The sequence below is a fragment of the Lentzea sp. NPDC005914 genome (genome assembly GCF_040629405.1).
Taxonomy (GTDB): domain Bacteria; phylum Actinomycetota; class Actinomycetes; order Mycobacteriales; family Pseudonocardiaceae; genus Lentzea.
In genome coordinates, this window is record NZ_JBEXVQ010000035.1 from 1 (window position 1) to 25,582 (window position 25,582).

Genomic DNA, 25,582 nt, shown 5'->3' on the forward strand with positions numbered 1-25,582 from the left:
CTCTCAAAGGAATTACCTCGACGAGGAGGTAATTCATATATTACTGGCTGTGTTATCGGCACGCTGTTGAGTTCTCAAAGAACACGCGCTCACCGGATCCAATCTCCGTTTCCGGAGAGTTTCACTCGGGGCTTGTGTTGCTGAAGCTTATTTGGTTCTCTGCTTGCCGGTGTCAAATCGGCCTCTAGGAGGCTCTGTCTCTCCGGCTTTTGCCAGGCTCGTTCCGGTTTTGATTTCCGGCCCGCTTCGCTCTGACATGGAGAACATTACACGGGCCTGTTTCGATCTCCAAATCGGGGGGTCCCGGTGACCGCGAAACGTGCGATCACCAGGACAAATGCGGTCGTCAGGGCGCGGAAGGCCCTACATCCGCGCGCGTGAGCGGACGGCGCACCGCGGCGACGTCGTACTCATCAGCCCCGACATCCGGCTTCGCCACCCGCGGCTGCGCGTCGAAGTCGGTCGTCACATAGGGGAAGGAGCCCGCGGACGCGTCCACGGCCGGACTCCCCGAGGACAAGCGCAGCAACCCGTAGGCATCACGCACCAGCTTGGGATCAACGGTGCGATAGCCGCCGGAAGGCATCCCGGCCGATCCGCCGAACACGATGTTGCCCTCGTACCGGACGGTCGACCCGGACTTCATGTCCACGAACTTCGAGGACGACCCGGTGATGATGTTGTTGGACAGGACGCAGTCCTTGGGCAGGAACGCCCCGCCGTCGCTGTCCACCACCGCACCGGTGCCGATCAGCGTGTTGAACGCGACCGTCACGCGGTCCGGCCGGTCGTGCAGCTTCGACGTCGGCCCGGAGTCCGCTTCCTTGCCCGACCCGAACACCATCGCCCGGTCGCGCGAGCCCTCGACGTAGTTGTTGATGATGCGGTGGTCGTTGCCGTGGAACCGGATACCCGTGCCGAGCAGGATGTTGCCGTCCACCAGGGTGCGGTTGCCGTGCCTGAGCACCAGGAAGCCGCGGCTGTCGCGCAGGGTGTTGTGGCGCACCACGTTGTCCGACGACTTGACCGAGATCGCCTCGGAGTCGCCGTTCGCCTTCTCGAAGAGGTTGTTCTCCAGCAGCGTCTGAGCCGACTCCTTCTGCCGGTCGCTGTTGCCGATGCGCACCGACTCACCGCCGTTGCCGCCGCTGAACCGGTGGTTGTAGAAGTAGTTGTGGTGGGCCCAGGTGCGCTTCGCGATACCCGGCTTCGGGCCTGCGACGTGCAGGTACACGCCCTCGTTGGTGCGGTTCTGGAACGTGTTGTGGTCGACCTCCACGTCGTCGCCGTTGACCTCGACGAAGCCACCGGCGTCATCGGGGATCACGGGCACGTTGAGCTCGAACACGTTGCGGGTGATCCGCACGTGGTGTGCGGAGACGGGGACCGACAAGCGGCCGTCGTGCCGCAGGTCGAAGCCCTCGAGGACGACCTGCGAGACGCCGGCGGCGAACACGAAGCCCGCCTTGCCGCGGATCTGCGCCTTGCCGACGTGCTCGGCCGCGACCGTGAAGCCCGATCGCCGGATCGTGATCGCGCCCGACGACGTGTACGCGCCGTCGGCCAGCTCGACCCGGTCGCCCGGCTGGGCCTTGTCCAGTGCCGCCTGCAACGCGGCCAGCGATGTCGCCCTGGTGACCGTGGCGGGCGCGGGACCGACCGCCCCCGCCACGATCAACAGGCCGGCTAAGACGACGTTCATGGCGCCGAGACGCCGACGTCGGCCTTCGTCAGCGGCTTGCGCGTCGCCGACGTGCTGTACTCGTCCGCACCGACGTCCGGCTTGCCGGAGCGTGCCTGCGGGTCGAAGTCACGCGTCACGTAGGAGTAGGTGCCCACCGACGCGTCGATGGCAGGGCTACCTGACGCGAGACGGAACAGCCCGTTGGCGTCCTTCGCGAGCTTCGGGTCGACGGACTTGTAACCGGACGACGGCATGCTTCCGCCCGTGCCGCCCCAGATGACGTTGCCCTCGTACTTCACGGTCGAACCGCTGTGCATGGAGACGACACCACCGGACGAGCCCTTGATGATGTTGTTCGCGAGCACGCAGTCCTTCGGCTTGAAGTTGCCGCCATCGCTGTCGACGACCGCACCCGTGCCGATGAGCGTGTTGAAGGCGACCGTCACGCGGTCGGGCCTGTCGTGTTCCTTGGAGGTCGGCCCACTGTCCGCCTCACTGCCGGAGCCGAACACCATCGCGCGGTCCTTGGTGTTCTCCACGTAGTTGTTGAAGATCTTGTGGTCGTTGCCGTGGAAGCGGATGCCGCTGTTGAACAGCAGGTTGCCCTCGACCGTGGAGCGGTTGCCGTGGCGCAGGACGATGTAGCCCTTGCTGTCGCGGATCGTGTTGAAGCGGATGGTGTTGTCCGAGGACTTGATGGAGATGGCCTCGGAGTCGCCGTCCGCCTTCTCGAAGAGGTTGTACTCGACGATCGCGTTCGCGGACTTCGACTGCTTGTGGCTGTAGCCGAGCCGGATCGACTCGCCGCCGTTCGCACCCTTGAACTGGTGGTTGTAGAAGTAGTTGTGGTGGATGTGCGAGCGCTTGGCGATCTCGCTGCCGGGGCCGGTGATCTGCAGGTACACGCCCTCGCTCGTGCGGTTCGAGAACGTGTTGTGGTCGATCTCGACGTCGTCGGCGCTCACGCTGAGCGAGGCACCGCTCTTGTTGCCGTTGTAGGTGTTGCGGGTGATGCGGGTGGCCTGCGCTTCGGCCGGCACGTCCAGGCTGCTCGTGCCGTCGAAGACGAAGCCCTCGATGGTCACGTGCTGGACGTTGCCGAGCTGGAAGCCGCCGCTGGTGAACACCGTGCCGCCGACGGTCTGCGCGGCGATGGTGATGCCGGACTTGGTGATCTTGATGGGCTGGTCGGCCACGTGCACGCCATCAGCGAGCACGAGGCGTTGGCCAGGCCGGGCGGAGTCGATCGCGGCCTGCAGGGAGGACACGTTCGAGACGCCGACGACAGCCGCGTGCGCAGGGACGTGGACGAAGGATGACAGCAGGGCGACCGCGCCGACTGCGGCCAGTGATCGGATCATTCGCCAACTCCATTGGTGGTCGTCGGCGGCGGTAGACGTAAGTTACCGCAAGATCCCTGCAGGTGGACTAGTTCGATACAAACCAAGGGCCGTATCGAGCGACGACAGGCGATCCAGTTGTCCGATGTCTGTGAGCGGGAACCACTGGGCGAGGTCGGTCGTGCCGCCCACCTCGTTGCGCAGCTCACCACCCACGATCCGCACCTCGTACATGATCCTCAACGCGTGGTAGTCGCGGTCCGGCTCCTCGCGGAACTCCGAGTCGATGCCGAGCAACCGGACCACCTCGACGTCGTAGCCGGTCTCCTCCTCGAACTCCCGGATCACCGCGTCGTACGGGTGTTCGCCGTGGTCGAGCCCGCCGCCGGGAAGGATCCACTGCCTGCCCTCCCGGGCGATGAAGCGCGCCAGCAAGATCTCGTCGTTCTCGTTGATGCACACCCCGTACGCGGCCACGCGCTGCTTCTTCGCCCTCATGCGGATCAGCCTAGCTGGCGATCATGGTCGAAAAGTGATATCACTTAGCTATTGCTTCGATAGGGGGTTTTGGATGAGCGCGATCGACACGAAGGTGCACATGCCGGTGCCTGCTGTGCGTGAGAAGCACGCACGGGAGCTGCCCGGTCTGCCGATGTTCTTCGCAGGACTGGTGGTGTACGCGGTGGGCGTGTGGGTGCTCGTGGACGGAGTCGTCGGTGCGACGGACAGGGGAGCTGACCCGTCGGCTGCGATCGTGGTGATCATGGTGCTGCTGTTCCTGGCCGGGTCACTGATCATGAAGGGCCTGTTCACGGTCGCACCCGGTGAGGCGCGCGTGCTGCAGTTCCTCGGCCGTTACGTGGGCACGACGCGCACGGACGGTCTGCGGTGGGCGAACCCGTTCACCACGCGGGAGAAGATCTCGACCCGGATCCGCAACCACGAGACCGCGGCGCTGAAGGTCAACGACGCCGACGGCAACCCGATCGAGATCGCCGCTGTCGTCGTGTGGCAGGTGGAGGACACTGCGCGCGCACGGTTCGAGGTCGACGACTTCGTGCGGTTCGTGAGCATCCAGACCGAGACCGCCGTACGACACATCGCGACGAGCTACCCGTACGACAACCACGACGTAGCCGGGTTGTCGTTGCGGGAGAACGCGGACGAGATCACCGAGACGCTCGCGATCGAGATCGCGGCGCGGGTGCAGTCCGCGGGCGTGAAGGTGATCGAGTCGCGGCTCACGCACCTCGCGTACGCCCCGGAGATCGCGCACGCCATGTTGCAGCGGCAGCAGGCTTCGGCGGTCGTGGCGGCGCGGACCCGGATCGTCGAGGGCGCCGTCGGCATGGTCGAGCTCGCGCTGCAGCGGCTCGCCGAGCAGGAGGTCGTCGAGCTCGACGAGGAACGCAAGGCGGCGATGGTCTCGAACCTGCTCGTCGTCCTGTGCGGTGACCGATCCACGCAGCCCGTGGTGAACGCCGGTTCTCTCTACACCTGATGGCTGAGCGCAAGAGCGTTCTGCTCAGGCTCGATCCGGCCGTGCACGACGCGTTGAGCAGGTGGGCGAACGACGAGCTGCGCAGCACCAACGCGCAGATCGAGTTCCTGCTGCGGCGTGCGCTGGCGGAGGCGGGCCGGCTGCCGGGTGAGGCGAAGAAGATGCCTCGCCGCGGCAGGCCACCGAAGAATCCCGATCCTGATTAGAGCTCTGGTAGTGCGTGCAGGTCACGGACGCGGAACAGCACAGCGTGGTCCACGCCCATGGCCTTCCCGCCCATCTCGGCGATCTTCGGGATGAAGTCCGCGGGAGCGGGGTGACCGGGGATAGCGGCCAGGTAGGCGGCGTGCGCTTCGAGAGAGGCCACGCCGCGCCGCAACGGCTCCCCCGACACGTCGACGCCGTGGGTCGGGTTCGAGAAGCCCGCGGTCAGGTACCAGCGCGGCGAGTGCGGTTCGAGGCCCTCGTCGACCTGCTCCGGGAAGATCCACCGGTTGCCCGCGTCGCGCAGCGCGTCGAGGGTCGCGAGCCCGGCCGCGCGGTGGTCGGCCTGTTCGAACCCGTGCGGCGTGTCGACCTCGAAGTTGCCGCCGAGCACGGCGTCGGGCTTGAACCGGCGGATCTCGCGGCAGATGTCCCGGCGCAGGTCGAGGCTGTACATGAGCACGCCGTCCGGGTGGTCGAGGACGGTCAGATGCTCGACGCCGACCGCGGCGCAGGCGGCCTGCTGCTCGGCGAGTCTCAGTCGTGCCGTCTCTTCCGGAGGATTCGGCATCCCGGCCTCGCCGCGGGTGAGCAGGAGGTAGCCGACCTCGATGCCGCTCGCGGTCCAGCGGGCGACGGCGGAGGACAGGCCGTACTCCATGTCGTCGGGGTGCGCGACGACGCAGAGCACTCGCTGGAACTCTTCTGGGAGTGCGGGCAATGTCATCCGGGCATCATCCCCTGTTTCAGAGCAGACGGCTGAACAGGCGTTTCACCAGCATGAAATCGCTCTCACGGAGTTCCTCCGTTCGGGGGTGTTCCCGTCCGGCTCGTCCACGCGATCGTGTGCGGCGGGCGCACGGGAACGTGGAGGAGTCTTGTCTTTGTTTTCCCGCAAGCGCGCCGGTCTGGGCGTGCTGAGCGTTGCTGTGCTGATCGCGTCGCTGACACCGGCCGGTGGTCTGGCGGCGGGCAAAGAGATCTATCTGGACGCTCGGGCGTCGTCGGAGCGGCGGGTCGAGGACCTGCTGCGGAGAATGACGCTCGAGGAGAAGATCGGGCAGATGGTGCAGATCCGCGTCGGGAAGCTGCGCGGTGACTGCAACAACGCCAACGGGCCGTTGGTCGACTCGTGTCTGAAGGCGGTGCTTTCCGACGCGCACACGGGTTCGATCCTGTCCGGTGGTGGTGATGCGCCGGTCGACAACACCCCGCGCGCGTGGGCCGAGATGAACAACGCGATCCAGCGCTATGCGTTGGAGAACAACAGGTTGAAGATCCCGATCATCTACGGCGCGGACGGCGTGCACGGGCACAACAACGTCATCGCCGCGACGATGTTCCCGCACCAGATCGGGCTCGGCGCGACGTGGGACCCGGCGGTGTCGGAGCAGATCGGTGTGTCCGCGTCGAAGGCGTTGCGGTCGACGGGTGTGTTCTGGAACTTCGCGCCGGTGTCGGACATCGCGCGCGACACGCGTTGGGGGCGCTACTACGAGACGTACAGCGAGGACTCGTTCCTCGCGGGTCAGATGGCCGCGGCGAACGTGCGCGGGCAGCAGTCGCATGTGGACGACACGGCTCAGCTGACCGCGACGGCCAAGCACTTCGCGGGCTACTCGGCGCCTTCGAACGGGCACGACCGCTCGCCCGCGCAGATTCCGATCCGTCAACTGCAGGACGTCGTGCTGCCGTCGTTCCAGGCGCAGTTCGACGCGGGTGTGCGCACGGTGATGATCAACTCCGGGTCGATCAACGGTGTGCCGGTGCACGCGTCGAAGTACATGCTGCAGAAGCAGTTGCGTGAGCGCATGGGCTTCAAGGGCGTCGCGGTCTCGGACTGGCAGGACATGAAGTACCTGGTGGACCGGCACAAGGTCGCGCCCGACTACAAGGCGGCGATCGCGATGAGCGTCAACGCTGGTGTGGACATGGCGATGGAGCCGTCGAACGCGGCCGAGTTCACGTCGCTGCTGCTGGCGAACGTGCGTGACGGGTCGGTGTCGCGCGGGCGGATCGACCAGGCGGTGCGCCGGGTGCTGAAGCTGAAGTTCGACCTGGGGCTGTTCGAGAAGCCGTACGTCGACCCGTCCAAGGCCGACGGCAACGTGGTGAACGCGGATCGTGCGCTCGCGCGTCAGGCCGCCGCCGAGGGCACCGTGCTGCTGAAGAACGACGGTGTGCTGCCGTTGTCCTCTGCCGCGAAGAAGATCGTCGTGACCGGTGAGACCGCGGACGACGTGCGCCGCCAGCTCGGTGGCTGGACCGTCGAGTGGCAGGGCGTGCCGGACGACTCGCCGCTGCCGCCGACCGCGACCGTGCTGACGGGTGTTCGTGAGGCTGTTCCGGGCGCTTCCGTCGTGCACGCTCCGACTCCGGCGGCTGCTGTTTCCGAGGCTGCCGGTGCGGACGCGGTCGTCGTCGTCCTGGGCGAGAAGCCCGGTGCGGAGGGTCCTGCCGACACGGAGAACCCCGCGTTGACGGCTGAGCAGCAGGCGTGGGTCGACGCGGTGCAGGCGACTGGCAAGCCGGTGGTCGTGGTGCTGCTGACCGCGCGTCCGCAGGTTCTCGGTGGCGCCGCGGACGCGAACGCGCTGGTCGCGGGCTGGTTGCCGGGCAGCGAGGGCGGCAGGGCGATCGCCGACGTGCTGTTCGGCGCGGTGAACCCGAGCGGCAAGCTGCCGGTGTCGTGGCCGAAGGCACTGGGCGACCCGACGCTCACCTACGACCAGCTGCCGGATGCGAACACGTCGGCTTCTGCCAAGTACGACCCCCTGTACCCGTTCGGGCACGGTCTCTCGTACACATCGTTCGCGACCTCGGGGACCTCGGTGTCCGTTGATCGTCGTGATGGCGTGGTGAAGTTCACGGTGGCGAACACCGGTGGGCGTGCGGGCACTGTCGTGGTGCCGGTCTACGTGCGTCAGCCGGCCTCGCCCGTGTTGACGCCGGACGCTCGTCTGGTGGGCTTCACACGCGTGGAACTCGCTGCGGGACAGTCGAAACAGGTCGAGGTGTCGTTCAAGCTCTCGCAGCTGGCGCTGACCGTGGGCGACGTGGACGGCGACGGGCGGCGTGAGGTGGTCCGCGGTGGTTACGAGGCCGTGGTGGGTGCGGAGAAGGCCGCGTTCACGGTGCGCTGAGCTGGCCTGATATCCTTCGTCGTCGTGAACGCGCGGCACTCCGCCGTGGAGGAGAGCCGGTCTCTGACCGGTGCCGACCAAGCGCGTCACGAACTCCGGTTTCGACAAGAAGGGTGATGTCGCATGGCGAACATCAAGTCCCAGCTCAAGCGGATCAAGACCAACGAGAAGGCTCGCCTTCGCAACAAGTCGGTCAAGTCGTCCCTGAAGACGGCCATCCGCAAGTTCCGCGAGGCTGCCGAGGCCGGTGACAAGGCGAAGGCCCTGGAGCTGCTGCAGGACGCGTCCCGCAAGCTCGACAAGGCCGCCACCAAGGGCGTCATCCACGCCAACCAGGCCGCCAACAAGAAGTCGGCGATGGCCCAGCGCGCGAACGCTCTCTGAGCCCTGGCTGAGCTTTGAGAAGGGCCCGCTCTCCGTTGAGCGGGCCCTTTTCGCTGTTCCGGTGGCTCTTCAGGTCGGGTGCGTGACAGCGTCCGACCATGAAGCTGCCCTTCCTCGGCGACACGATCGAGTACATGCGCAGCCCCGTGGACTGGGCGCGCGACCGCTACGACCGGTTCGGCCCGGTGTCTTCGGTGCCGATGTTCGGCGTGCGGATGACTCTCGCGCTCGGCCCGGACGCCACCGAGGAAGTGCTGCTCAACCGCGACAAGGCCTTCTCCAACGGCGGCGGCTGGGAGAGGTTCGTCGGGCCGTTCTTCCACCGCGGCCTGCTGCTGCTCGACTTCGACGAGCACCTGCACCACCGGCGGATCATGCAGCAGGCGTTCCTGCCCGCACGGCTGGCCGCCTATCGCTCACGAATGGTCCCGGCTGTCGGCCGCGAGCTGGCGTCGTGGCCGGTCAGCGCCCGTTTCGAGGTGTACCCGGCGATACGCGAGATGATCTTCAACCTGACGTCCGAGGTGCTCACCGGCTCAGGCCTCGGCGCTGAGGCCGACGAGGTGAACCGGCTGTTCGAAGCGTGTCTGCGCGCCTCGACGGGGATCGTGCGCTTCCCCGTGCCCGGACTGGCCTGGTCTCGCGGGCTGGCGGCCCGGCGGCGCCTGGAAACGATCTTCGGCGCGTGGGTGGCCGAGCGGCGCGCCACTGGTGGGCCGCCCGACAACGTGCTCAGCATGCTCTGCGCGGCCGCCACCGACGAGGGCGACCGGTTCACCGCCACCGACGTGGTCAACCACATGATCCTGTTGCTGCTGGCCGCGCGGGACACGTCGACCATCGCGCTGTCGACGATCGTCTACTACCTCGCCCAGAACCCTTCGTGGCAGGAACGGTGCCGTTCGGACAGTTCGGCGGTGGAACTGGTGCGCAAGGAGGCCCTGCGGCTCGCTCCACCGTTGCCGCACCTGGTCCGGCGTGTGGTGCGGCCGACCAGCGTGCTGGGACACCCGCTCGCCGTCGGCACGTACGTCCAGACCATCCCGCAGTTCAACCACCACATGCACGAGCTGTGGACGAACCCGCTGGCGTTCGACCCGTTGCGGTTCAGCGAGGAACGCGCCGAGGACAAGGTGCACCGGTACGCCTGGATTCCGTTCGGCGGTGGCGTGCACAAGTGCATCGGGATGCACTTCGCGGGCATGGTGGTCGACGCCGTGATGCAGCAGCTGCTGGAGCGCTTCGAGTGGTCCGTCGAGGCCGGCTACGAGGTGCCGTGGAACCGCCGCGGTCTGCCCTTTCCGGCGGATGGACTGCCGGTGCGGCTGACCAGTAGGCATAAGAGCCATGGAATCGCTTCCACGCATTGACTTCGTGGAGCTGCACGACCTCGACCGCACACCGGCCGTGTTGCGCACGCTCCACACCGAGTCCATCGCGCTCATCTACAAGCTGACGAACGCCGCACGGGAGTACTCGGTCCCGTTGGCGCTCGCCCTGCGTCTCGGCGCCGACCACCGGATCGTCGACCTCTGCGCCGGCTCGGGCGGACCGCTGCCGCTGATCCAGCGCAGGCTGCACGGCGAAGGCGTGCACACCCAGGTCACGCTGACCGATCTCGTGCCGAATGTCCGTGCGTTCCAACGGGTTCAGGCCGCGAACCGAAGCGCGCTGCCCGATTGTTGCTCGGTTGACTTCGAGCCGTCGTCCGTCGACGCCACGGACTGCCGGGTGGAGGGGACGCGGACGATCTACGGCGCCTTCCACCACTTCCCGCCGGCGCTTGCCCGGCGCATGCTGCAGAACGCCGTCGACACCCGGTCGCCGATGGTCGTGGTGGACACCAAACGGTCGTTCCTCTACGTGCTGCTGTTCCCGTTCTTGACGACGCTGGCCGTCCTGCTTTCCGCGCCGTTCCAACGCAATCCGCTGCCGCGCTACCTGCTGCGGCTGGTGCTGACCTACCTCGTGCCGGTGCTGCCGTTCATGATGTTCCTCGACAGCGTGGTGTCGTTCCTGCGCATGTACGGGCGCGCGGAACTGCGGCGGATGGTCGACGGCCTCGACAACACCGAGTCGTTCACCTGGAAGATCGGCGTCGTGCCCGGCTTCACGGGAGCCCAGTACCTGATCGGGATCCCGAGAGCCTGATCAGCGGCGGCCGTGCGCCGCGACGATCTTGAGCACCGCGCGCTCGAGCGCGTAGTCGGCATCAGCCGCCACGCCCTTCACGTCGGCGTTCAGCCCCGCGACGATCTGCATCGCGTCGGCGAGACCCGACTGGTCCCAGCCGCGGGCCTGCCCCTGCGCCTTCTTGATCTTCCACGGCGGCATGCCGAGCGGGCCGGCCAGGCTGAACGGGTCGGCCCGGCCCACCGCGGACACGCGCGCGACCGTGCGCACCGCGTCCGCCAGCGCGTCCGCGACCAGCACGTGCGGCACCCCGAGCTGCATGGCCCAGCGCAACGCCTCCATCGCGCCCGCCCGGTCACCGGTCACGGCCTTCTCGGCGACCGCGAACCCGGTCACCTCGGCCTTGCCCTGGTGGTAGCGGCGGATCTCGTCGACCGTCACCTTGCCATCGGTGTCCGACACCAGCTGCGACGACGCGGCGGCGAGCTCGCGCAGGTTCGTGCCCACGGCGTCGATGAGCGTGGCGACGGCCTCGGCGTCGATCTTGCCGCCCGCCCGCCGAATCTCGTTGCGCACGAACGCTTCTCGATCACCGGGCTTGGTGACCTTGGCGCACTCGGTGACCGCGGCACCGGCCTTCTTCAGCTGGCCGGGCAGGTCCTTGGCCGCCTTGCTGCGACCACCGCCCGTGTGCAGAACGACGAGCGTCACCCCGTCCGCGGGCGCCTTGACGTAGGAGAGCACCATGTCGGCGACCTCCTTGCCGATCTCCTGCGCGTTCTGCAGGACGATCACGCGCCCCTCGGCGAACAGCGACGGGCTCACCAGCTCAGCCAGCTCCGGAGGCGTGAGATCAGTCACCTGCACACGGGTCAGGTCGGCGGTCGGATCGACCTTTCGTGCGGCCTCGAGAGCCGCTCGAACAGCCCGTTCGACCAGCAGCTCCTCCTCGCCGACGACGAGGTGCAGTGACTCCGGTGCGCTCACGCTCCGCATCTTCCCACGTCCCGGATCGTGGACGTCTGTGGCTGAGCAACGGACTGGTGCCGTAGCTTGGTGACCACAACTGAACACCGCTCATCCAGAGGGGCAGAGGGAACGGCCCGACGAAGCCCCGGCAACCGGCGTCAGCGCGAGTGCACAACTGTGCACGATTGCGCGCAGACGATCACGGTGCCAATTCCGACCCGTTCGATTTCGCGGGAAAGATGAGGAGATACCTCGCGATGACTGCTGTCTCTGTGCCCACGAGCACCAAGTTCGACCTCGGCCCCGCCCGCGCACTGCTGTGCCGGGAATGTGGCAATGAAACCCCTCTCGCTCCTGAGTACGCCTGTCTGGAGTGTTTCGGGCCGCTGGAAGTGGCCTACGACTTCGGCAAGATCCGGCGCGAGGACATCGAGGCCGGCCCCAGGTCGATCTGGCGCTACCGCGGCCTTCTCCCCGTTCCGTCCACTGTGGAACAGCACCCGAACACCGACCCCGGCGGCACCCGCCTGGTCGAGGCCCACAACCTCGCCAAGGCACTGGGCGTCCGCAAGGTCTGGGTGAAGGACGACACCGGCAACCCCACCCACTCTTTCAAGGACCGCGTGGTCGGCGTAGCCCTGGCCGCCGCCCGCGAGCTGGGCTTCAAGGTGCTGGCCTGCCCGTCCACCGGCAACCTGGCGAACGCCGTGGCCGCGGCCGCCGCCCGTGCCGGCTGGCAGTCGGTCGTTCTAGTTCCCTCCAATCTCGAGCGCGCCAAGATCCTGATGAGCGCCGTCTACGAGGGCGCTCTGATCGCCGTCGACGGCAACTACGACGACGTGAACCGCCTGGCCCAGGAACTCGCCGCGGAGCACGAGGACTGGGCGTTCGTGAACGTCAACGTCCGCCCGTACTACGCGGAGGGCTCGAAGACCCTCGGCTACGAGGTCGCCGAACAGCTCGGCTGGCGCCTGCCCGACCAGATCGTCGTGCCCATCGCCTCCGGCTCGCAGCTCACCAAGGTCGACAAGGCCTTCCGCGAACTCGGCCAGCTCGACCTCGTCGAGGCCACCCCGTACCGCGTCTTCGGCGCCCAGGCCACCGGCTGCTCGCCCGTGTCCGCCGCGTACAAGGAAGGCCACGACGTCATCCGCCCGGTCCGCCCGGACACCATCGCCCGCTCGCTGGCGATCGGCGCCCCGGCCGACGGCCCGTACGTGCTCGACGCGGTCCGCCGCACCAACGGCGCCATCGAGGACGTGACCGACGAAGAGGTCGTCGAGGGCATCAAGCTCCTCGCCCGCACCGAGGGCATCTTCGCCGAGACCGCCGGCGGCGTGACCGTGGCGACGGCGAAGAAGCTCATCGAGTCGGGCCAGCTCGACCCGGACGCCGAGACCGTGCTGCTGATCACCGGCGACGGCCTGAAGACCCTCGACGCGCTCGGCGACACGATCGGCCCGCGCGCGACGGTGCCGCCGTCGGCCGAGGCTGTCATCAAGGCGCTGGCATAACCGGCACTGGGTTAAATCACCTCCTTCCGGTCCGGGGACGCTCCTGCGTCCCCGGACCGCTTGTTCGAAGCGGACGGAGGCCACGGCTCAGCAGGAAGCCAAGCTGCGATGAGGTGATCTACAGCGTCAAAGAAGCCTCCGTGGCCTCAGAGGGAAATCGCCTCCGTCCGCATCCAGCCCGTGCGCGGGAAGCGTCGCAAGCCCTCCATCACGTGCGGCCCGATCGGCTCCACGTTCGCCCGCCACGCCACGATCCGTTGCGGCCACGGGGCTTCCGCCTTCAGCACGTTGTAGTGGTAGTCGTGCCAGTCGTGCGGCGCGATCCGCAGACCGTCGTCGAACACGTGCTCCGAGACGAGCTCGTACGCCTCCTCCGGCTTGGCGGCCTTGGTGGGCGGCAGGACGTGCGTGGTCGTCGCCCGGTAGGTGAGGGCGCGGGTGCCGTCTTCGAGTGTTTCGCAGATGTAGTAACCGAAATCGGGTTTGAGCTCGTCGTGCGGCCATGGCATCGCCGAGTAGTTCGTCTGCCACATCGCCCACGCGAGTCCCGGTGCACCACCGGGAACCGGGTACCGCGCGTTGTACAGCCTGATCCAAGCCATCCTCTTCTCCTTCTCACTATTCGGTTTCCCGGCAACACGGCCAGGTCGCCGTCCTTGTCCGTGCGCAACACCAGCGCACCTCCCGCCCGCAACATGTCGAGCACATGCGGGCTGGGGTGGCCGTAGCGGTTGCCCGTGCCCACGCTCACCAGCGCGATCCGCGGCTGCGTGGCCTTGAGGAACGCGGGCAACGAGTACCGCGACCCGTGGTGCGGCACCTTGAGCACGTCGACCCTGAGGTCCCGCTCCCCCAGCAACGCCGATTGGCCTGCCAGTTCGACGTCCCCGGTGAGCAGCACGCGGCCTGCCCTGGTGTTCGCCTTGAGCACGAGCGAGTAGTCGTTGACCGTCGTGTTCGAGTCGTCCGCTGTCGGCGGCCGCCTCGGACCCAGCACCTCCAGTTCCAGTCCAGGCCAGGCGAACCGCTCGCCCACCTTGGGTTCCACGACCCGCACACCATGACCGCGGGCCTGCTTGCTGACCTCCTTCCACGCCCACTCGGGCTCCTTGAGCGGCCCCACCGCCACCGCGCCCACCGCACGCCCGGCGAGCACCGCAGGCAGGCCCTGCACGTGATCCGCGTGCAGATGGGTCAGCACGAGGAGCGGAATCCTCTTGACTCCCAACGACTTCAGGCAACGGTCGACAGCACCGGGGTCGGGCCCGGTGTCGACCACGACCGCCCTGTCGGCCTCGTCGGTCGCCAGAACCAGCGCGTCGCCCTGGCCCACGTCGCACGTGACGACCTTCCAGCCGTCCGGTGGCCAAGCCGGTGCCACGATCTTCATCGGCACCAGCACCACGAATCCGCCGACCAGCACCGCGACGACCAATGTCCGCGTCTTCTTCAGCCGCAGCAGCAACACCACCGCCACCGTGACCGCTGCGAGCGCGACCGCCCCGACCCAGCCCTTCGGCCAGCCGACCGATGCGCCGGGCACGGTTGCCGCCTGCCGTCCGACCTGGATCAGCCAGGTCACCGCCGGCCCCGCGACGTGCACGACCAGTTCGGCGCCCGGCCGGTACACCGGCCCGATGACGGCCGCCACCACGCCCAGGACCGTTGCCGGCGCGACCACCGGCCCGGTGACCAGGTTGGCGACGATGGACAAGAGGCTCACCTGGCCGGACAGTCCGGCGACGAGCGGAGCAGTCGCCAGGCTTGCCGCCGTGGGCACGACGATCGCCTCAGCCAGACCGTTCGGCACGCCCCGTTGCTTCAGCGACTTCGACCACTTCGGCGCGACCAGCACCAACGACGCCGTTGCCACCACGGAGAGCGCGAACCCCGGATCGCCGCCCAGTGCCGGATCAATGAGCACCAGGGCCAGCACCGCGGTCGCGAGGCTCGGAAGCGTGGACCGCCGCCGGCCCAGCACCAGCGCCAGCAGCGTGACGGCACCCATGGCCGCGGCCCTGAGCACGCTAGGCTCCGGACCGGCAAGGACCACGAACCCCACGAGCGCCGCCATCGCCGCCGCGGCAGCCGTGCGCGGGCCCGCTCTGAACCGCTTGGCCAGCAGGAAGACCGCGCCGCACACGATGGCGAGGTTCGCGCCGCTCACGGCCAGCAGATGGGCCAGCCCGGCGGAGCGGAACTCGTCGACGATGCGCGGCACCATCTGGTCGGTGTCGCCCACCACGAGTGCCGGCAGGAGGCCGGCTTCTTCGTCGTCGAGGACCGCGCTGGCGTCTCTCAGGCCGTCACGGAGGTCGTCGGCCCAGCGTTCCCAGAACGGTGGTGGCTGCGGGTCGATCGGCGGCCCGCGGACCCTCAGCAGCGCTGACGTCAGATCGCCACCTCGGGGTGGAGCCAGCGTGCCTTTGGCCGTGACCTTCTGGCCTGGCAACAGGTTTCGCCACTTGTCGGCCGGGGCCAGCAGAACCAGTCGGGCGCCGTTGGCGGTCGCGCTGATGACCACGTGGTCGACTCCGGCCTGGTGACCGCCGAAGCCCGCCGCTCTGATGCCTCTTGGTCTGGTGCTGAGTTCCACGGTCAGGGTGGTGGCGCGACCTTCGCCGGCGGCCAGGCGGAGCGGGTGGGTCTCGGCTTTGAAGACGGTGCTACCCACCCAGGCCGCGGCTACCGGGCCGGAGATCAGGAGCGCGATGGCGCAGGTTCTGGTCCACCAGGCCCAGCGCCAGGCCACCAAGCCCAGGACTCCCGCGGCCAGACCGGTGAGGACTGCCGCCTGCCAGCTCAGGAAGAGGCCGGCAATGGCGGTCGTCCACACCGCCGCTGCGGACGGGACGAGGCGGTAGTCGTGGGTTAGCGGGTGTCGGCGGACCACCGTTGCCTCCGTTGCGCGGTAGGAGGCCGGGGCTCAGGGCTCGGGCTGCCTTGCCGTGGTTGAGGGGTGTCGGTGCCCGCCACGACGTGAGGAGGCGCGATGGCCTGCGGCTCGACCAGGGGCGGCCTTCCGGAGTGGTGCCACGCGAAGTCGACGCGGCTCGCGGCTTGGTTGGTGATGCGGACAGATCGCACGACGAAGCTCCTGTCAGTGGGTCAGACGGTGGCTGCCGCGCAGAGACGGCAGGGCGGATTCAGCACAGGTGGCGGCGGGACCGGGCTGGGCGGCGGAACCGAACCGCGTGGCGGGGCCGGGATGGGCGGTGGAAGCGGGCTGGGCGGCGGAAGCGAGTAGGCGCGCAACAGGTGGCGGATCGCGGCGGTCAGCGGGCGGCGCGGGCGGCGGCGTCTTGGGGTGTGGGTGGTGTGGACGGGGAAGTCGAGGGTGATCGGCCGGTGTGGGTGGTAGTGGTCGGCGACCGAGGGCGGGACGGGGGTGGTGAGCTGGCGGAAGTGGACCCTGGTGCGGAAGTAGAGGGCCAAGGCCGAGGCAGCGAGGGTCATGCGTGGACCAGGTCGGCCAGCTTGGCGAGTTTGGAGTCGCCGATGCCCTCTACTTCACGGAGTTGGTCGACCGAGGCGAACGGGCCCTTGCGCGTGCGGTGGTCGACTATCCGTTGGGCCGTCACGGGACCCACGCCGGGGAGAGCGTCCAATTCGGACGCCGTGGCCGAGTTCAGGTCCAGCTTGGACGGGACGGCGGCAGGGCCCGCCGGAGGTGGGATGCCCACCGCTATCTGTTCGCCGTCGGTCAGTTTGCGGGCCAGGTTCAGGTTGTGGAGGGCGGCGCCCGGCTTGACGCCGCCTGCCAGGCGGATGGCGTCGGCCACTCGGGCGCCCGAGGTCACGGTCACCAGGCCTGGGGTGGCCACCTCGCCGACCACGTTCACCACCAGTTCCGGCGCCGGAGCCGTGGTGCTGACCAGAGCGACGGCTGGCGCCTCTTCCGCCGCCGGGCTCTGCCACCAGCTGCCCAGGCCGATCACGGTGCAGGCGACGGCGATGCCCAGGGCCAGCAGGCCTCGGCGCGGGAGGCGGGGCAGGCGGAAGCGGCGGCGGGGTGTGCCGTGTTCGTCGGAGTCTTCTGAGCGTGCGTAGACCAGGGTCGGGTTGGCGCGGACCTTCGCGGCCAGGGAGGCCAGGCGTTCGCTCGGGCTGTCGTCCTGGTGGGGGCGGGGGAGCATTGGGGTGACGCTACGGAGTGGGGTGGGTGGGGAGACCGGGTTGATCGCGGGGCTGTGGATTACTCGCGGGTTGTGGACAGGTCGCGATCACTCAGGGCTTGAGAGCGGGGAATTGTCGGGGGTGTGTGGGAGGATGTCGGGTCCTCCCGGCAGCACCACCACGCCCAGCACTCCAGGGCCCGTGTGAGCGCCGATCACCGCGCCGACTTCCGAGATGACGCACCCCGTTGAGCGCGGCAGGCGTTCATCGAGGCGGGTGGCCAGCTCGGCGGCGCGTTCGGGAGCGGCGAGATGGTGCACGGCCAGGCCGACCGGACCGTCGCCCGCCGCAGCCGCCGCCAGGTCGACCAGACGGCCCACGGCCCGGCTCATCGTGCGGACCTTCTCCAGCGGCACGATCCGGCCGTCGTCCATGTGCAGCAACGGTTTCACGGCCAGCGCGGTCCCCACCAGGGCCGCCGCGGTGCCGATCCGCCCACCACGACGCAGGTGGTCCAGGGTCTCCAGGCAGAAGAACATCCGGGTCTGAGCGGCAGCGGACGACGCCGCTTCCTCAACGGCCTCGTGCGAACGCCCGTCCGCAACAGCCGCACACGCGCTCAAGACCGCGAACCCGAGCCCCATGCCCGTCGAACGGGAGTCCACGACACGAATCCGCGAAGGGTCGATCTCCTCCGCGGCGAGCCGTGCCGCCTCCCACGTTCCGGACAGCTCACGAGAGAGATGTACGGACACGACCGCGTCCGACGACGACAAGACGTCCCGGTACACGTCCGCCATTTCGCCCGGCGTCGGGCGCGAGGTGGTCACGCGGCGGTGCTCGGCAAGCGCGGCGGCGAGCTCGAAAGGACCGAAGTCGACGCCGTCGAGGCGTCCCGCACCGTCCACCGCCACGTGCAGCGGCACCACGGTGATCGAATGGCGCTTCGCGAACCCCTCGGGCAGGTATGCCGTGGAGTCGGTGACGATGGAGATGCGCACGAGCGACGAGCCTACGGGGCTCACTCCTCCGAGGGACTCAACGCCACGGACGAGATGCTGCCCAAGGAAGAGATGAGCGAAGCCATGGCCTTGCCCACCAGCTCGTGCCCCTCCCAGCCCCAGTGCATCCCGTCCGGATTTCCGGCACCCGAACGCACGTGCTCCCCGATCACCGCGGGCAGGTTCAGCAACGGCACCCCCGCACGTGAGCCCCACCCGCGCACGGCCGCGACCGCAGCTGCGTGCCCGCCGTGCACGAACGCGTACGTAGGCGCCCTGTGCACCGACGGCACGATCCCCACCGCCGGCATCGTGTACTGGAGATTGCGCACGGACTGCAGCATGTCCCGCAGGTACCGAGCGGTCAGCGCAGGAGGCAACGCCACGCGCGCGTAGGGCGCCAACAGCGGTTGAGCCGCCGCATAACGCGCACGCACCCACCGCCGCAACCAGTCGGGCCGCACATAACGCAGCCCCTCACGCAGATACGTGGGCAACGGCGAGGGCAACGTGTCCATGCTGCCCACCGCGAACACCAGCACGTCCGTGGAAGGCAGCAACGACCAGATCCGCGGGTCACCGGTCAACGCCCACCAGGCGTCCCGAGCCGTCCACCCGAACCCGGCCGCCAGCTCCGCCGAACCACCCAGCTCAGCGGCACAGATGTTGTGCCACAACCGCGGATGGTCAGCGGGCAACGGCCCGGAAGGGCCGAAGAACGACAGCGAGTCCCCGAGGACGAGCAGTCTCAACGCGTGGTGCCCGCGTTGTACGACGACAGCCGCCACCGGTCGTTGCGCCGTGTGAACACGGTCCAGTGGCAGTTCGAGATGCCCCCGAGCTGCGACCAGTTCCCGACCGGCAGATCGAGCAGCCGCCCGGTCAACGCGCTGATCAGGCCACCATGCGCGCACAACATGACGGTCCCGGAGAACTCCGCGTCCACCTCGTGCACGACCTGGATGGCCCGCTCCGCCACCTCGACGCGCGACTCGCCGTCCGGCGGCGTGTAGGTCGGGTCGGTGCGCCACACGGTGACCGCACCCGGCCACTCCTGCTCGACCTCGCCCAGGTTCAGGCCCTGCCACTTGCCGAGATGCGTCTCGCGCAGCCGTTCGTCGATCCGCAGCGGGATGTCCGTCGACGACGTGAACACGCCGGCGGTGTTGCGCGCGCGTTGCAGATCGGAAGCGACCACGATCTCCGGTTCGAACCCGGCGAGCACCGGGACGGCGAACCGGGCCTGGTTCAAGCCGGTCTCGGTGAGCGCCGAGTCCAGATGACCCTGCAGACGACCTGTCGCGTTGTAGTCGGTCTCACCGTGCCGCCACAGCACGAGCCGGCTCAGGGCCATCAGCTACCTCATTCAGCCGTGGACTCGGCGGGGACGTCCGCTTCGAACTCGATGCGCGGGCAGTCCTTCCACAGCCGCTCCAGGCCGTAGAAGCTGCGCTCCTCGACGTGCTGCACGTGCACCACGACGTCGACGAAGTCCAGCAGCACCCACCGGCCCTCACGGGCTCCTTCGCGGCGCACCGGCTTCGTACCGGCCTCCCGCAGCTTCTCCTCGATGTTGTCGACGATCGCGCCGACCTGCCGCTCGTTGGGAGCGGACGCGATCACGAACACATCGGTGATCACGAGCTGGTCGGAGACGTCGAGCACCATCACGTCGTGCGCCTTCTTGTCGGCCGCTGCGTTCGCCGCGACCAGCGCCAGCCGTCGTGCCTCGTCGGTGGCTGCCACGTCACTCCTCTGACTACCGGCGAGCGTCGATACGCCCACACGAGTTACTGAGGGTACCGGCGACCGCCAACGGTTACGTCGCACGCACGCATGACGAAGGCCACCTCAGCGCCCTGAGGTGGCCTTCACCTGCGCCGATGCTTAGATCGGGCGGACCTGCTGGGCCTGCGGCCCCTTCTGGCCCTGTCCGACCTCGAACTCGACCTTCTGGTTCTCTTCGAGCGAGCGGAACCCCTTGGACTGGATCTCCGAGTAGTGCACGAAGACGTCAGCCGAGCCGTCGTCGGGGGCGATGAAGCCGAACCCCTTCTCGGCGTTGAACCACTTCACGGTGCCTGTAGCCAAAGTCTTGCCTTCCACGAACCAGCAACAACCCGCTGATTGTTGCTCTCCTGGCCCACGGATGCACGCAAAATCCACCCAAACGTGGTTACGACTCGGAGTACAAGCCCGTCTTGGCGATGTACTGGACGACCCCGTCCGGAACCAGGTACCAAACCGGCTGGCCGGAAGCGGTCCGCGCGCGGCAGCCCGTGGAGGAGATCGCCATGGCCGGGACCTCGATCAACGACACTGCTCCCGGCGGCAGGTGGTGGTCGTCCAGCGTGTAACCCGGACGAGTGACCCCGATGAAGTGGGCCAGGTCGAACGCGTCCGCGGCGCGCTTCCACGACAGGATCTGCTCGAGCGCGTCGGCACCGGTGATGAAGAACAGGTCCGCGTCCGGGTACTGCTTCTTCAGGTCCGTGAGCGTGTCCACCGTGTACGTGGGGCCGTCGCGGTCGATGTCCACGCGACTGACCGAGAACCGGGGGTTGGACGCCGTGGCGATGACCGTCATCAGATAGCGGTCCTCGGCGGGCGAGACCTCGCGCGACGCCTTCTGCCAGGGCTTACCGGTCGGCACGAAGATCACGCGGTCCAGGTCGAACTTGGCCTGCACCTCGCTGGCGGCCACGAGGTGGCCGTGGTGAATGGGATCGAACGTGCCACCCATGACGCCGATGCGCATCCGGAAAGCGTAGACGGGCGCCGGACCGCTCCCGTGATCCGGCGCCCGTCGTGCTGATCACACCGCACGGCCCTGGGGGAGGACGGGCCGTTCGGGTCGCGCGGCCCACCCCGAAGCAGAGCCGCGCAATGGGGGAACGCGCGTCGGCGGTTCCCCTTACGCAGTTCTGCGAAGATTTTTTCGCTACCAGGCCACCACGAGCTTCACCGGGCCCCTGACCAGCGAACCCTTGCGGAACTCGACGGGCTCCGCGAGCCGCAGATCGGGCATTCGGCGCAGCAACGTGCCCAGCGCGACCTGCAGCTCCATCCGGGCGAGCTGGGAGCCGAGGCAGAAGTGGATGCCGTGCCCGAACTGCAGGTGCTGGCCCACCTCGCGTTCCAGGTCCAGCTCGTCGCTCTTCGGGTACACCGACTCGTCGCGGTTCGCCGACGACACGACCACCAGTACGGCGTCGCCTTCCTTGACCAGCGCGTTGCCGACCTGGACGTCCTCGGTCGCGATGCGCGTGAAGCCGGCGCCACTACCCAATGGGATGAACCTCAGCAGCTCCTCGATGGCGTTCGGGAGCGTGTCCTCGTTGAGGCTCTTCATGGCGTCGGGGTGCTCCAGCAGCGTCACGACGCTGTTGGCGATCATGTTCGCCGTCGTCTCGTGGCCCGCGACGAGCAGCGTGATGCCGAACCGGACGAGCTCGTCCTCGCTGAGCCGGTCCTCGTTGTCACGGGCGGCGACGAGCGCGCTGATGAGGTCGTCGGCGGGCTCTGCGCGGCGTTGAGCGACGAGGTCGGTGAAGTAGGCGTGCAGCTTCATCACGCCGTTCAGCGCCTCTTCTGGCGAGTAGCTGCCAACGGTCGACAACGCCTGGTTCGACCAGAGGCGGAAGTCGCCGCGGTCCTCGAACGGCACGCCGAGCAGCTCGCAGATGACCGTGATCGGGAACGGCATCGAGAAGCCCTCGACGAGGTCGCCCGGGTTGTCCAGGCGGTCGAGCAGGTCGTCGACGATCCGCTGTGCGCGCGGACGCAGTTCCTCGATGCGACGCACCGTGAACGCCTTGGACACCAGGCGACGCATGCGCGAGTGGTCGGCGCCGTCGTGCGTGAGGATCGACCCGCCGGGAGCGATGAGGGGCTGCATCCTCGGCACGTCCTGCTCGACCGTTCGCGCTCGGCTGAACCTCGGGTCGCCCAGAACGAACTTCGTCTCTTCGTAGGACGTGACGAGCCAGCCCTCGCCGCCGTACGGGTACGTCACGCGCGTGACAGGCTCTTCACGCCGTAGACGTTCATAGGTCGGATCGAGGACCAGGCCGTCAGTTTCGGAGAACGGGTAGGTGGGAGCCATGCTTCCGAAGGTAGAGCTACGCCTTCGGTCGCGTGTGGCCTTCGCCCCAGACGACCCATTTCGAGGACGTCAGCTCGGAAAGGCCCATCGGACCACGAGCGTGCAGCTTCTGCGTGGAGATGCCGATCTCCGCGCCCATGCCGAACTCCGCGCCGTCCGTGAACGCCGTGGAGGCGTTGACGAACACCGCCGCCGCGTCCACCCGCGTCGTGAACTTCCGTGCTGCCGCAACGTCGTTCGTCACGATGGCCTCGCTGTGGCCGGACCCGTACGTCGCGATGTGCCGCACCGCCTCGTCCAGCGAGTCGACGACCTTCGCGGCGATGTCGAGGCTCAGGTACTCGGTGCCCCAGTCCTCGTCGGTCGCTTCCTGGACGTCGGGCTGCTGGGCGAACTGTTCGTCGCCGTGGATGATCACGCTCTCCTGCTGCAACGCCTTGGTGATGCGCGGGACGAACTCGCTCGCGACGTCCTTGTGCACCAGCAGGGACTCCGCCGCGTTGCACACGCTCGTGCGTCGCGTCTTGGCGTTGAGAACGATCGCCTCCGCCATGTCGAGATCCGCGTGCGCGTCCACGTAGACGTGGCAGTTGCCGACGCCGGTCTCGATCGTGGGAACCGTCGCCTGCTCGACGACCGCGTTGATCAAACCCGCGCCACCACGGGGAATCACCAGGTCGACGAGGCCGCGCGCGGTGATGAGGTGGGTGACGGACGCGCGGTCGTGGCACGGCAGGAGCTGCACGCAGTCGGCCGGCAGGTTCACGCTTTCGAGTGCATCCCGGAGGACCGCGACGAGCGTGGTGTTGGAGTGCTCGGCGGTCGAGGAACCCCGCAGCAGCGCGGCGTTGCCCGACTTCAGCGCGAGACCGGCGGCGTCGACCGTGACGTTCGGCCGGCCCTCGTAAACCATGCCGACGACGCCCATGGGGACGCGGACCTGCTTGAGCTCCAAGCCGTTCGGGAGGATGCCGCCGCGGAGCACCTCACCGATCGGATCGGCCTGTCCCGCAACGGTCTCCAGGCCCACGGCGACGCCCTCGATTCGGGCGTCGTTCAGCGTGAGCCGGTCCAGGATGTTGTCCGGAAGGCCCGCGGCTTTGCCCTGTTCGAGGTCCTTCTTGTTGGCCTCGATGATCTCTGGGGCGCGCTCGCGGAGAGCGGCGGCCATCGCGTGCAGCGCGGTGTCCTTGCGCTCACGCGTGGCGAGGACGAGTTCGTCGGCGGCGACGCGGGCGCGGCGGGCTGCGGCGTGCACCTGGTCGCGCAGGTCATCAGTCACGCCACACAGCTTACGACCTGCGACAATCACAATTGTCAGACCGGCCTGGCAAGCTTGCGCCTCATGGACGACATCGCGTTGCGGGAGCTGGCCGAAGAACGGCTGCGGGCACTGGCGGGCCCGGAGGCGGTGCTGCGCGAGGACCAGTGGACGGCGATCCACACCCTCGTGGCCGCGCGCCGCAGAGCTCTCGTCGTCCAGCGCACCGGCTGGGGCAAGTCGGCTGTGTACTTCATCGCGACGGCGTTGCTGCGGCAGCTCGGTGAGGGCCCGACTATCATCGTCTCGCCACTGCTCGCGTTGATGCGCAACCAGGTCGACGCGGCGGCACGAGCAGGCGTGCACGCGGTGACGATCAACTCGGCGAACACCGACGAGTGGGACGCCGTGCAGGAGCAGGTCGCGGCCGGCGACGTCGACGTGCTCCTGGTGAGTCCGGAACGGCTGAACAACCCTGATTTCCGGGACACGGTGCTCCCCTCGCTCACCGCGTCCGCGGGCATGCTCGTGGTCGACGAGGCGCACTGCATCTCGGACTGGGGTCACGACTTCCGGCCGGACTACCGCAGGCTGCGGACGTTGCTGACGGAGCTGCCACCGGGCGTGCCGGTGCTGGCGACGACGGCGACGGCCAACGACCGCGTGGTCCACGACGTCACCGAGCAGCTGGGACTCGGCGCCGACGAGGGCACGCTGGTCCTGCGCGGGCCGTTGGACCGCGACAGCCTGCGTCTCTCGGTCGCGCTGCTGCCGACCGCCGAGGCACGCCTCGGGTGGCTCGCGGAGCAGCTCGACCGGCTGCCGGGCTCGGGCATCATCTACACACTCACGGTCGCGGCGGCGGACGACATCGCGGCGTTCCTCTCCTCGCGTGGGTTCCCGGTCGCGGCGTACTCGGGCAAGACCGAGGCCGCCGAACGTCAGCGCGCCGAGGAGGACCTGCTCGGCAACCGGGTCAAAGCCCTTGTCGCCACCTCCGCGCTGGGCATGGGTTTCGACAAGCCGGACCTGGGCTTCGTGGTGCACGTGGGCGCGCCGTCCTCCCCGATCGCCTACTACCAGCAGATCGGCCGGGCGGGCCGCGGCGTCGAACGCGCCGAGGTGATCCTCCTGCCGGGCCACGAGGACCGCGACATCTGGGCGTACTTCGCCTCCCTGGCGTTCCCGGCGGAGGTCGTCGTGCGGCAAGTTCTGTCCGCGCTCGGCGGTGCGGGCAAACCTCTGTCGACGGCAGCGCTGGAGCCGATGGTCGAGCTGTCCCGCAGCAGGCTCGAGGTCGTGCTCAAGGTCCTGGACGTCGACGGCGCGGTCCGGCGGGTGCGCGGCGGCTGGGAGGCGACAGGCCGCCCGTGGGAGTACGACGGCGACCGGTACGCGCGCATCGCCGAGGCGCGCAAGGCCGAGCAGCAGGTGATGGTCGACTACCTGCGCACGCCGTCGTGCCGCATGAAGTTCCTGCAGGACCAGCTGGACGACCCGACCGCCCACGACTGCGGCCGCTGCGACAACTGCACCGGCGAACGTCTGTCGGTGGAGGTGTCGGAAACCGCGGCAGGCGCGGCCCGCGAACGCCTGCTGCGCCCCGGCTTGGACGTGGCACCGCGCAAGATGTGGCCAACGGGCATGGCCGCGATCGGCGTGTCCCTTTCCGGCAAGATCCCGCCGTCGGAAGTCGCCGCGACCGGCCGGGCTCTGGGCCGCCTCACCGACATCGGCTGGGGCACCAGGCTCCGCGACCTGCTGACCGACGGCTCCGATCGCGAGATCCCCGAGGACGTCTTCGCGGCCTGCGTCAAGGTGCTGTCGGCGTGGGGCTGGGACGACCGCCCGGTGGGTGTGGTGACCGTGGGCTCCCGCAGGCGCCCAACGCTGGTCGGCAGCTTCGGCCAGCGCATCGCGTCCATCGGCCGCCTGCCGCTCCTGGGCACCGTCTGGCTCGGCGAGTCGACGCACCGAGCTAACAGCGCCCAACGCCTCGCCGGCCTCGTCCGGTCCGGTGAGACACCGGACATGGCAAATGTCGACGGCCCGATCCTGTTGATCGATGATCACATCGACACGGGCTGGACGATGACCGTGTCCGCCAGGATGTTGCGTCAAGCCGGGGCGTCCGCGGTGCTCCCGTTCGCGCTGGCGGTCACGAACTGAGATCGATGCCGAGGCTGATTCCAGGTCCCCGGTACCGAAGAACGGCACCGGGGCCACG

25 protein-coding genes and 1 riboswitch are annotated in these 25,582 nt (G+C 68.4%); of the genes, 8 read left to right on the forward strand and 17 right to left on the reverse strand.

Annotated features, from left to right (window positions below; translation table 11 throughout):
• Positions 1–346 precede the first annotated feature (346 nt).
• The 3 genes from ABZ345_RS36645 to ABZ345_RS36655 are packed head-to-tail and all read right to left on the reverse strand — an operon-like array spanning position 347 to position 3,522.
• On the reverse strand, positions 347–1,702 hold the full coding sequence (locus ABZ345_RS36645) for a polysaccharide lyase 6 family protein (protein WP_359859154.1): 1,356 nt from the start codon (positions 1,700–1,702) through the stop codon (positions 347–349).
• Positions 1,699–3,045 carry a polysaccharide lyase 6 family protein gene (locus ABZ345_RS36650; RefSeq protein WP_359859156.1) on the reverse strand — a complete coding sequence of 449 codons (1,347 nt, stop codon included), beginning with the start codon at positions 3,043–3,045 and terminating at the stop codon, positions 1,699–1,701. The genes ABZ345_RS36645 and ABZ345_RS36650 overlap by 4 nt, the downstream gene beginning before the upstream one ends.
• 42 nt (positions 3,046–3,087) lie before the next feature.
• Positions 3,088–3,522 carry an NUDIX hydrolase gene (locus ABZ345_RS36655; protein ID WP_359859158.1) on the reverse strand — a complete coding sequence of 145 codons (435 nt, stop codon included), beginning with the start codon at positions 3,520–3,522 and terminating at the stop codon, positions 3,088–3,090.
• A 73-nt stretch (positions 3,523–3,595) separates the two neighbouring features.
• On the opposite strand from ABZ345_RS36655, the gene ABZ345_RS36660 reads away from it, so the two are divergent.
• The gene (locus ABZ345_RS36660) at positions 3,596–4,525 is read left to right on the forward strand and encodes an SPFH domain-containing protein (RefSeq protein ID WP_359859160.1); all 930 of its coding nucleotides are present in this window, start codon (positions 3,596–3,598) and stop codon (positions 4,523–4,525) included.
• Positions 4,525–4,731 carry a hypothetical protein gene (locus ABZ345_RS36665; protein ID WP_045316511.1) on the forward strand — a complete coding sequence of 69 codons (207 nt, stop codon included), beginning with the start codon at positions 4,525–4,527 and terminating at the stop codon, positions 4,729–4,731. The genes ABZ345_RS36660 and ABZ345_RS36665 overlap by 1 nt, the downstream gene beginning before the upstream one ends.
• On the opposite strand, the gene ABZ345_RS36670 is transcribed toward ABZ345_RS36665, so the two are convergent.
• Entirely contained in the window at positions 4,728–5,456 is a 729-nt protein-coding gene (locus ABZ345_RS36670; protein ID WP_359859162.1) for a PIG-L deacetylase family protein, read from the reverse strand. The two genes, ABZ345_RS36665 and ABZ345_RS36670, sit on opposite strands and share 4 nt — an antisense overlap.
• Before the next feature lie 151 nt (positions 5,457–5,607).
• Between ABZ345_RS36670 and ABZ345_RS36675 the strand changes: the two genes are divergently transcribed.
• From ABZ345_RS36675 to ABZ345_RS36690, 4 genes are all read left to right on the forward strand, one after another.
• The gene (locus tag ABZ345_RS36675) at positions 5,608–7,872 is read left to right on the forward strand and encodes a glycoside hydrolase family 3 N-terminal domain-containing protein (protein ID WP_359859164.1); all 2,265 of its coding nucleotides are present in this window, start codon (positions 5,608–5,610) and stop codon (positions 7,870–7,872) included.
• 123 nt (positions 7,873–7,995) lie between these two features.
• A complete protein-coding gene (gene rpsT, locus ABZ345_RS36680) occupies positions 7,996–8,256 on the forward strand; it encodes a 30S ribosomal protein S20 (RefSeq protein ID WP_359859166.1) in 261 nt (86 codons plus the stop codon).
• Between the two features lie 98 nt (positions 8,257–8,354).
• Complete coding sequence (locus ABZ345_RS36685) at positions 8,355–9,626, forward strand: cytochrome P450 (RefSeq protein WP_359859167.1); 1,272 nt, start codon at positions 8,355–8,357, stop codon at positions 9,624–9,626.
• A complete protein-coding gene (locus ABZ345_RS36690) occupies positions 9,604–10,407 on the forward strand; it encodes a class I SAM-dependent methyltransferase (RefSeq protein ID WP_359859169.1) in 804 nt (267 codons plus the stop codon). The genes ABZ345_RS36685 and ABZ345_RS36690 overlap by 23 nt, the downstream gene beginning before the upstream one ends.
• On the opposite strand, the gene holA is transcribed toward ABZ345_RS36690, so the two are convergent.
• Positions 10,408–11,376, reverse strand: coding sequence for a DNA polymerase III subunit delta (holA, locus tag ABZ345_RS36695; protein ID WP_359859171.1), 969 nt, complete (start codon positions 11,374–11,376; stop codon positions 10,408–10,410).
• Between the two features lie 87 nt (positions 11,377–11,463).
• Positions 11,464–11,604: riboswitch (SAM riboswitch) on the forward strand.
• 11 nt (positions 11,605–11,615) lie between these two features.
• On the opposite strand from holA, the gene thrC reads away from it, so the two are divergent.
• Positions 11,616–12,872: a threonine synthase gene (gene thrC / locus ABZ345_RS36700; RefSeq protein ID WP_359859173.1), complete on the forward strand. Its 1,257-nt coding sequence runs from the start codon at positions 11,616–11,618 to the stop codon at positions 12,870–12,872.
• Positions 12,873–13,018: 146 nt separating this feature from the next.
• Here the strand turns inward: thrC and ABZ345_RS36705 are convergent, their stop codons facing one another.
• The 12 genes from ABZ345_RS36705 to ABZ345_RS36760 all read right to left on the reverse strand — a co-directional run bounded on the left by ABZ345_RS36705 (position 13,019) and on the right by ABZ345_RS36760 (position 23,376).
• Positions 13,019–13,216: a hypothetical protein gene (locus tag ABZ345_RS36705; RefSeq protein ID WP_359859175.1), complete on the reverse strand. Its 198-nt coding sequence runs from the start codon at positions 13,214–13,216 to the stop codon at positions 13,019–13,021.
• Positions 13,153–15,765, reverse strand: a complete 2,613-nt coding sequence (locus tag ABZ345_RS36710; protein WP_359859177.1) for a ComEC/Rec2 family competence protein — start codon at positions 15,763–15,765, stop codon at positions 13,153–13,155. Before ABZ345_RS36710 ends, ABZ345_RS36705 begins: the two co-directional genes overlap by 64 nt.
• Positions 15,766–15,980: 215 nt before the next feature.
• Positions 15,981–16,328, reverse strand: coding sequence for a hypothetical protein (locus tag ABZ345_RS36715; protein ID WP_359859179.1), 348 nt, complete (start codon positions 16,326–16,328; stop codon positions 15,981–15,983).
• Positions 16,325–17,008 carry a ComEA family DNA-binding protein gene (locus tag ABZ345_RS36720; RefSeq protein WP_359859181.1) on the reverse strand — a complete coding sequence of 228 codons (684 nt, stop codon included), beginning with the start codon at positions 17,006–17,008 and terminating at the stop codon, positions 16,325–16,327. Before ABZ345_RS36720 ends, ABZ345_RS36715 begins: the two co-directional genes overlap by 4 nt.
• A gap of 87 nt (positions 17,009–17,095) precedes the next feature.
• Positions 17,096–17,989, reverse strand: coding sequence for a DegV family protein (locus ABZ345_RS36725; RefSeq protein WP_359859183.1), 894 nt, complete (start codon positions 17,987–17,989; stop codon positions 17,096–17,098).
• 20 nt (positions 17,990–18,009) lie between these two features.
• Positions 18,010–18,741, reverse strand: coding sequence for a diglucosylglycerate octanoyltransferase (gene octT, locus ABZ345_RS36730; protein ID WP_359859185.1), 732 nt, complete (start codon positions 18,739–18,741; stop codon positions 18,010–18,012).
• Positions 18,738–19,343, reverse strand: coding sequence for a histidine phosphatase family protein (locus tag ABZ345_RS36735; RefSeq protein WP_359859187.1), 606 nt, complete (start codon positions 19,341–19,343; stop codon positions 18,738–18,740). The genes octT and ABZ345_RS36735 overlap by 4 nt, the downstream gene beginning before the upstream one ends.
• Positions 19,344–19,351: 8 nt before the next feature.
• Entirely contained in the window at positions 19,352–19,735 is a 384-nt protein-coding gene (gene rsfS / locus ABZ345_RS36740) for a ribosome silencing factor (protein WP_359859189.1), read from the reverse strand.
• A gap of 141 nt (positions 19,736–19,876) precedes the next feature.
• Positions 19,877–20,080, reverse strand: coding sequence for a cold-shock protein (locus tag ABZ345_RS36745; protein ID WP_053735596.1), 204 nt, complete (start codon positions 20,078–20,080; stop codon positions 19,877–19,879).
• Positions 20,081–20,165: 85 nt separating this feature from the next.
• Entirely contained in the window at positions 20,166–20,747 is a 582-nt protein-coding gene (gene nadD, locus ABZ345_RS36750; protein WP_359859191.1) for a nicotinate-nucleotide adenylyltransferase, read from the reverse strand.
• 183 nt (positions 20,748–20,930) lie between these two features.
• Positions 20,931–22,094 carry a cytochrome P450 gene (locus tag ABZ345_RS36755; protein ID WP_359859193.1) on the reverse strand — a complete coding sequence of 388 codons (1,164 nt, stop codon included), beginning with the start codon at positions 22,092–22,094 and terminating at the stop codon, positions 20,931–20,933.
• 16 nt (positions 22,095–22,110) lie between these two features.
• Positions 22,111–23,376 (reverse strand): glutamate-5-semialdehyde dehydrogenase, encoded by a 1,266-nt coding sequence (locus ABZ345_RS36760; RefSeq protein WP_359859195.1) that lies wholly within the window; start codon positions 23,374–23,376, stop codon positions 22,111–22,113.
• A gap of 63 nt (positions 23,377–23,439) precedes the next feature.
• On the opposite strand from ABZ345_RS36760, the gene ABZ345_RS36765 reads away from it, so the two are divergent.
• Positions 23,440–25,524: a RecQ family ATP-dependent DNA helicase gene (locus ABZ345_RS36765; protein WP_359859197.1), complete on the forward strand. Its 2,085-nt coding sequence runs from the start codon at positions 23,440–23,442 to the stop codon at positions 25,522–25,524.
• The last annotated feature ends 58 nt before the right edge of the window (positions 25,525–25,582 follow it).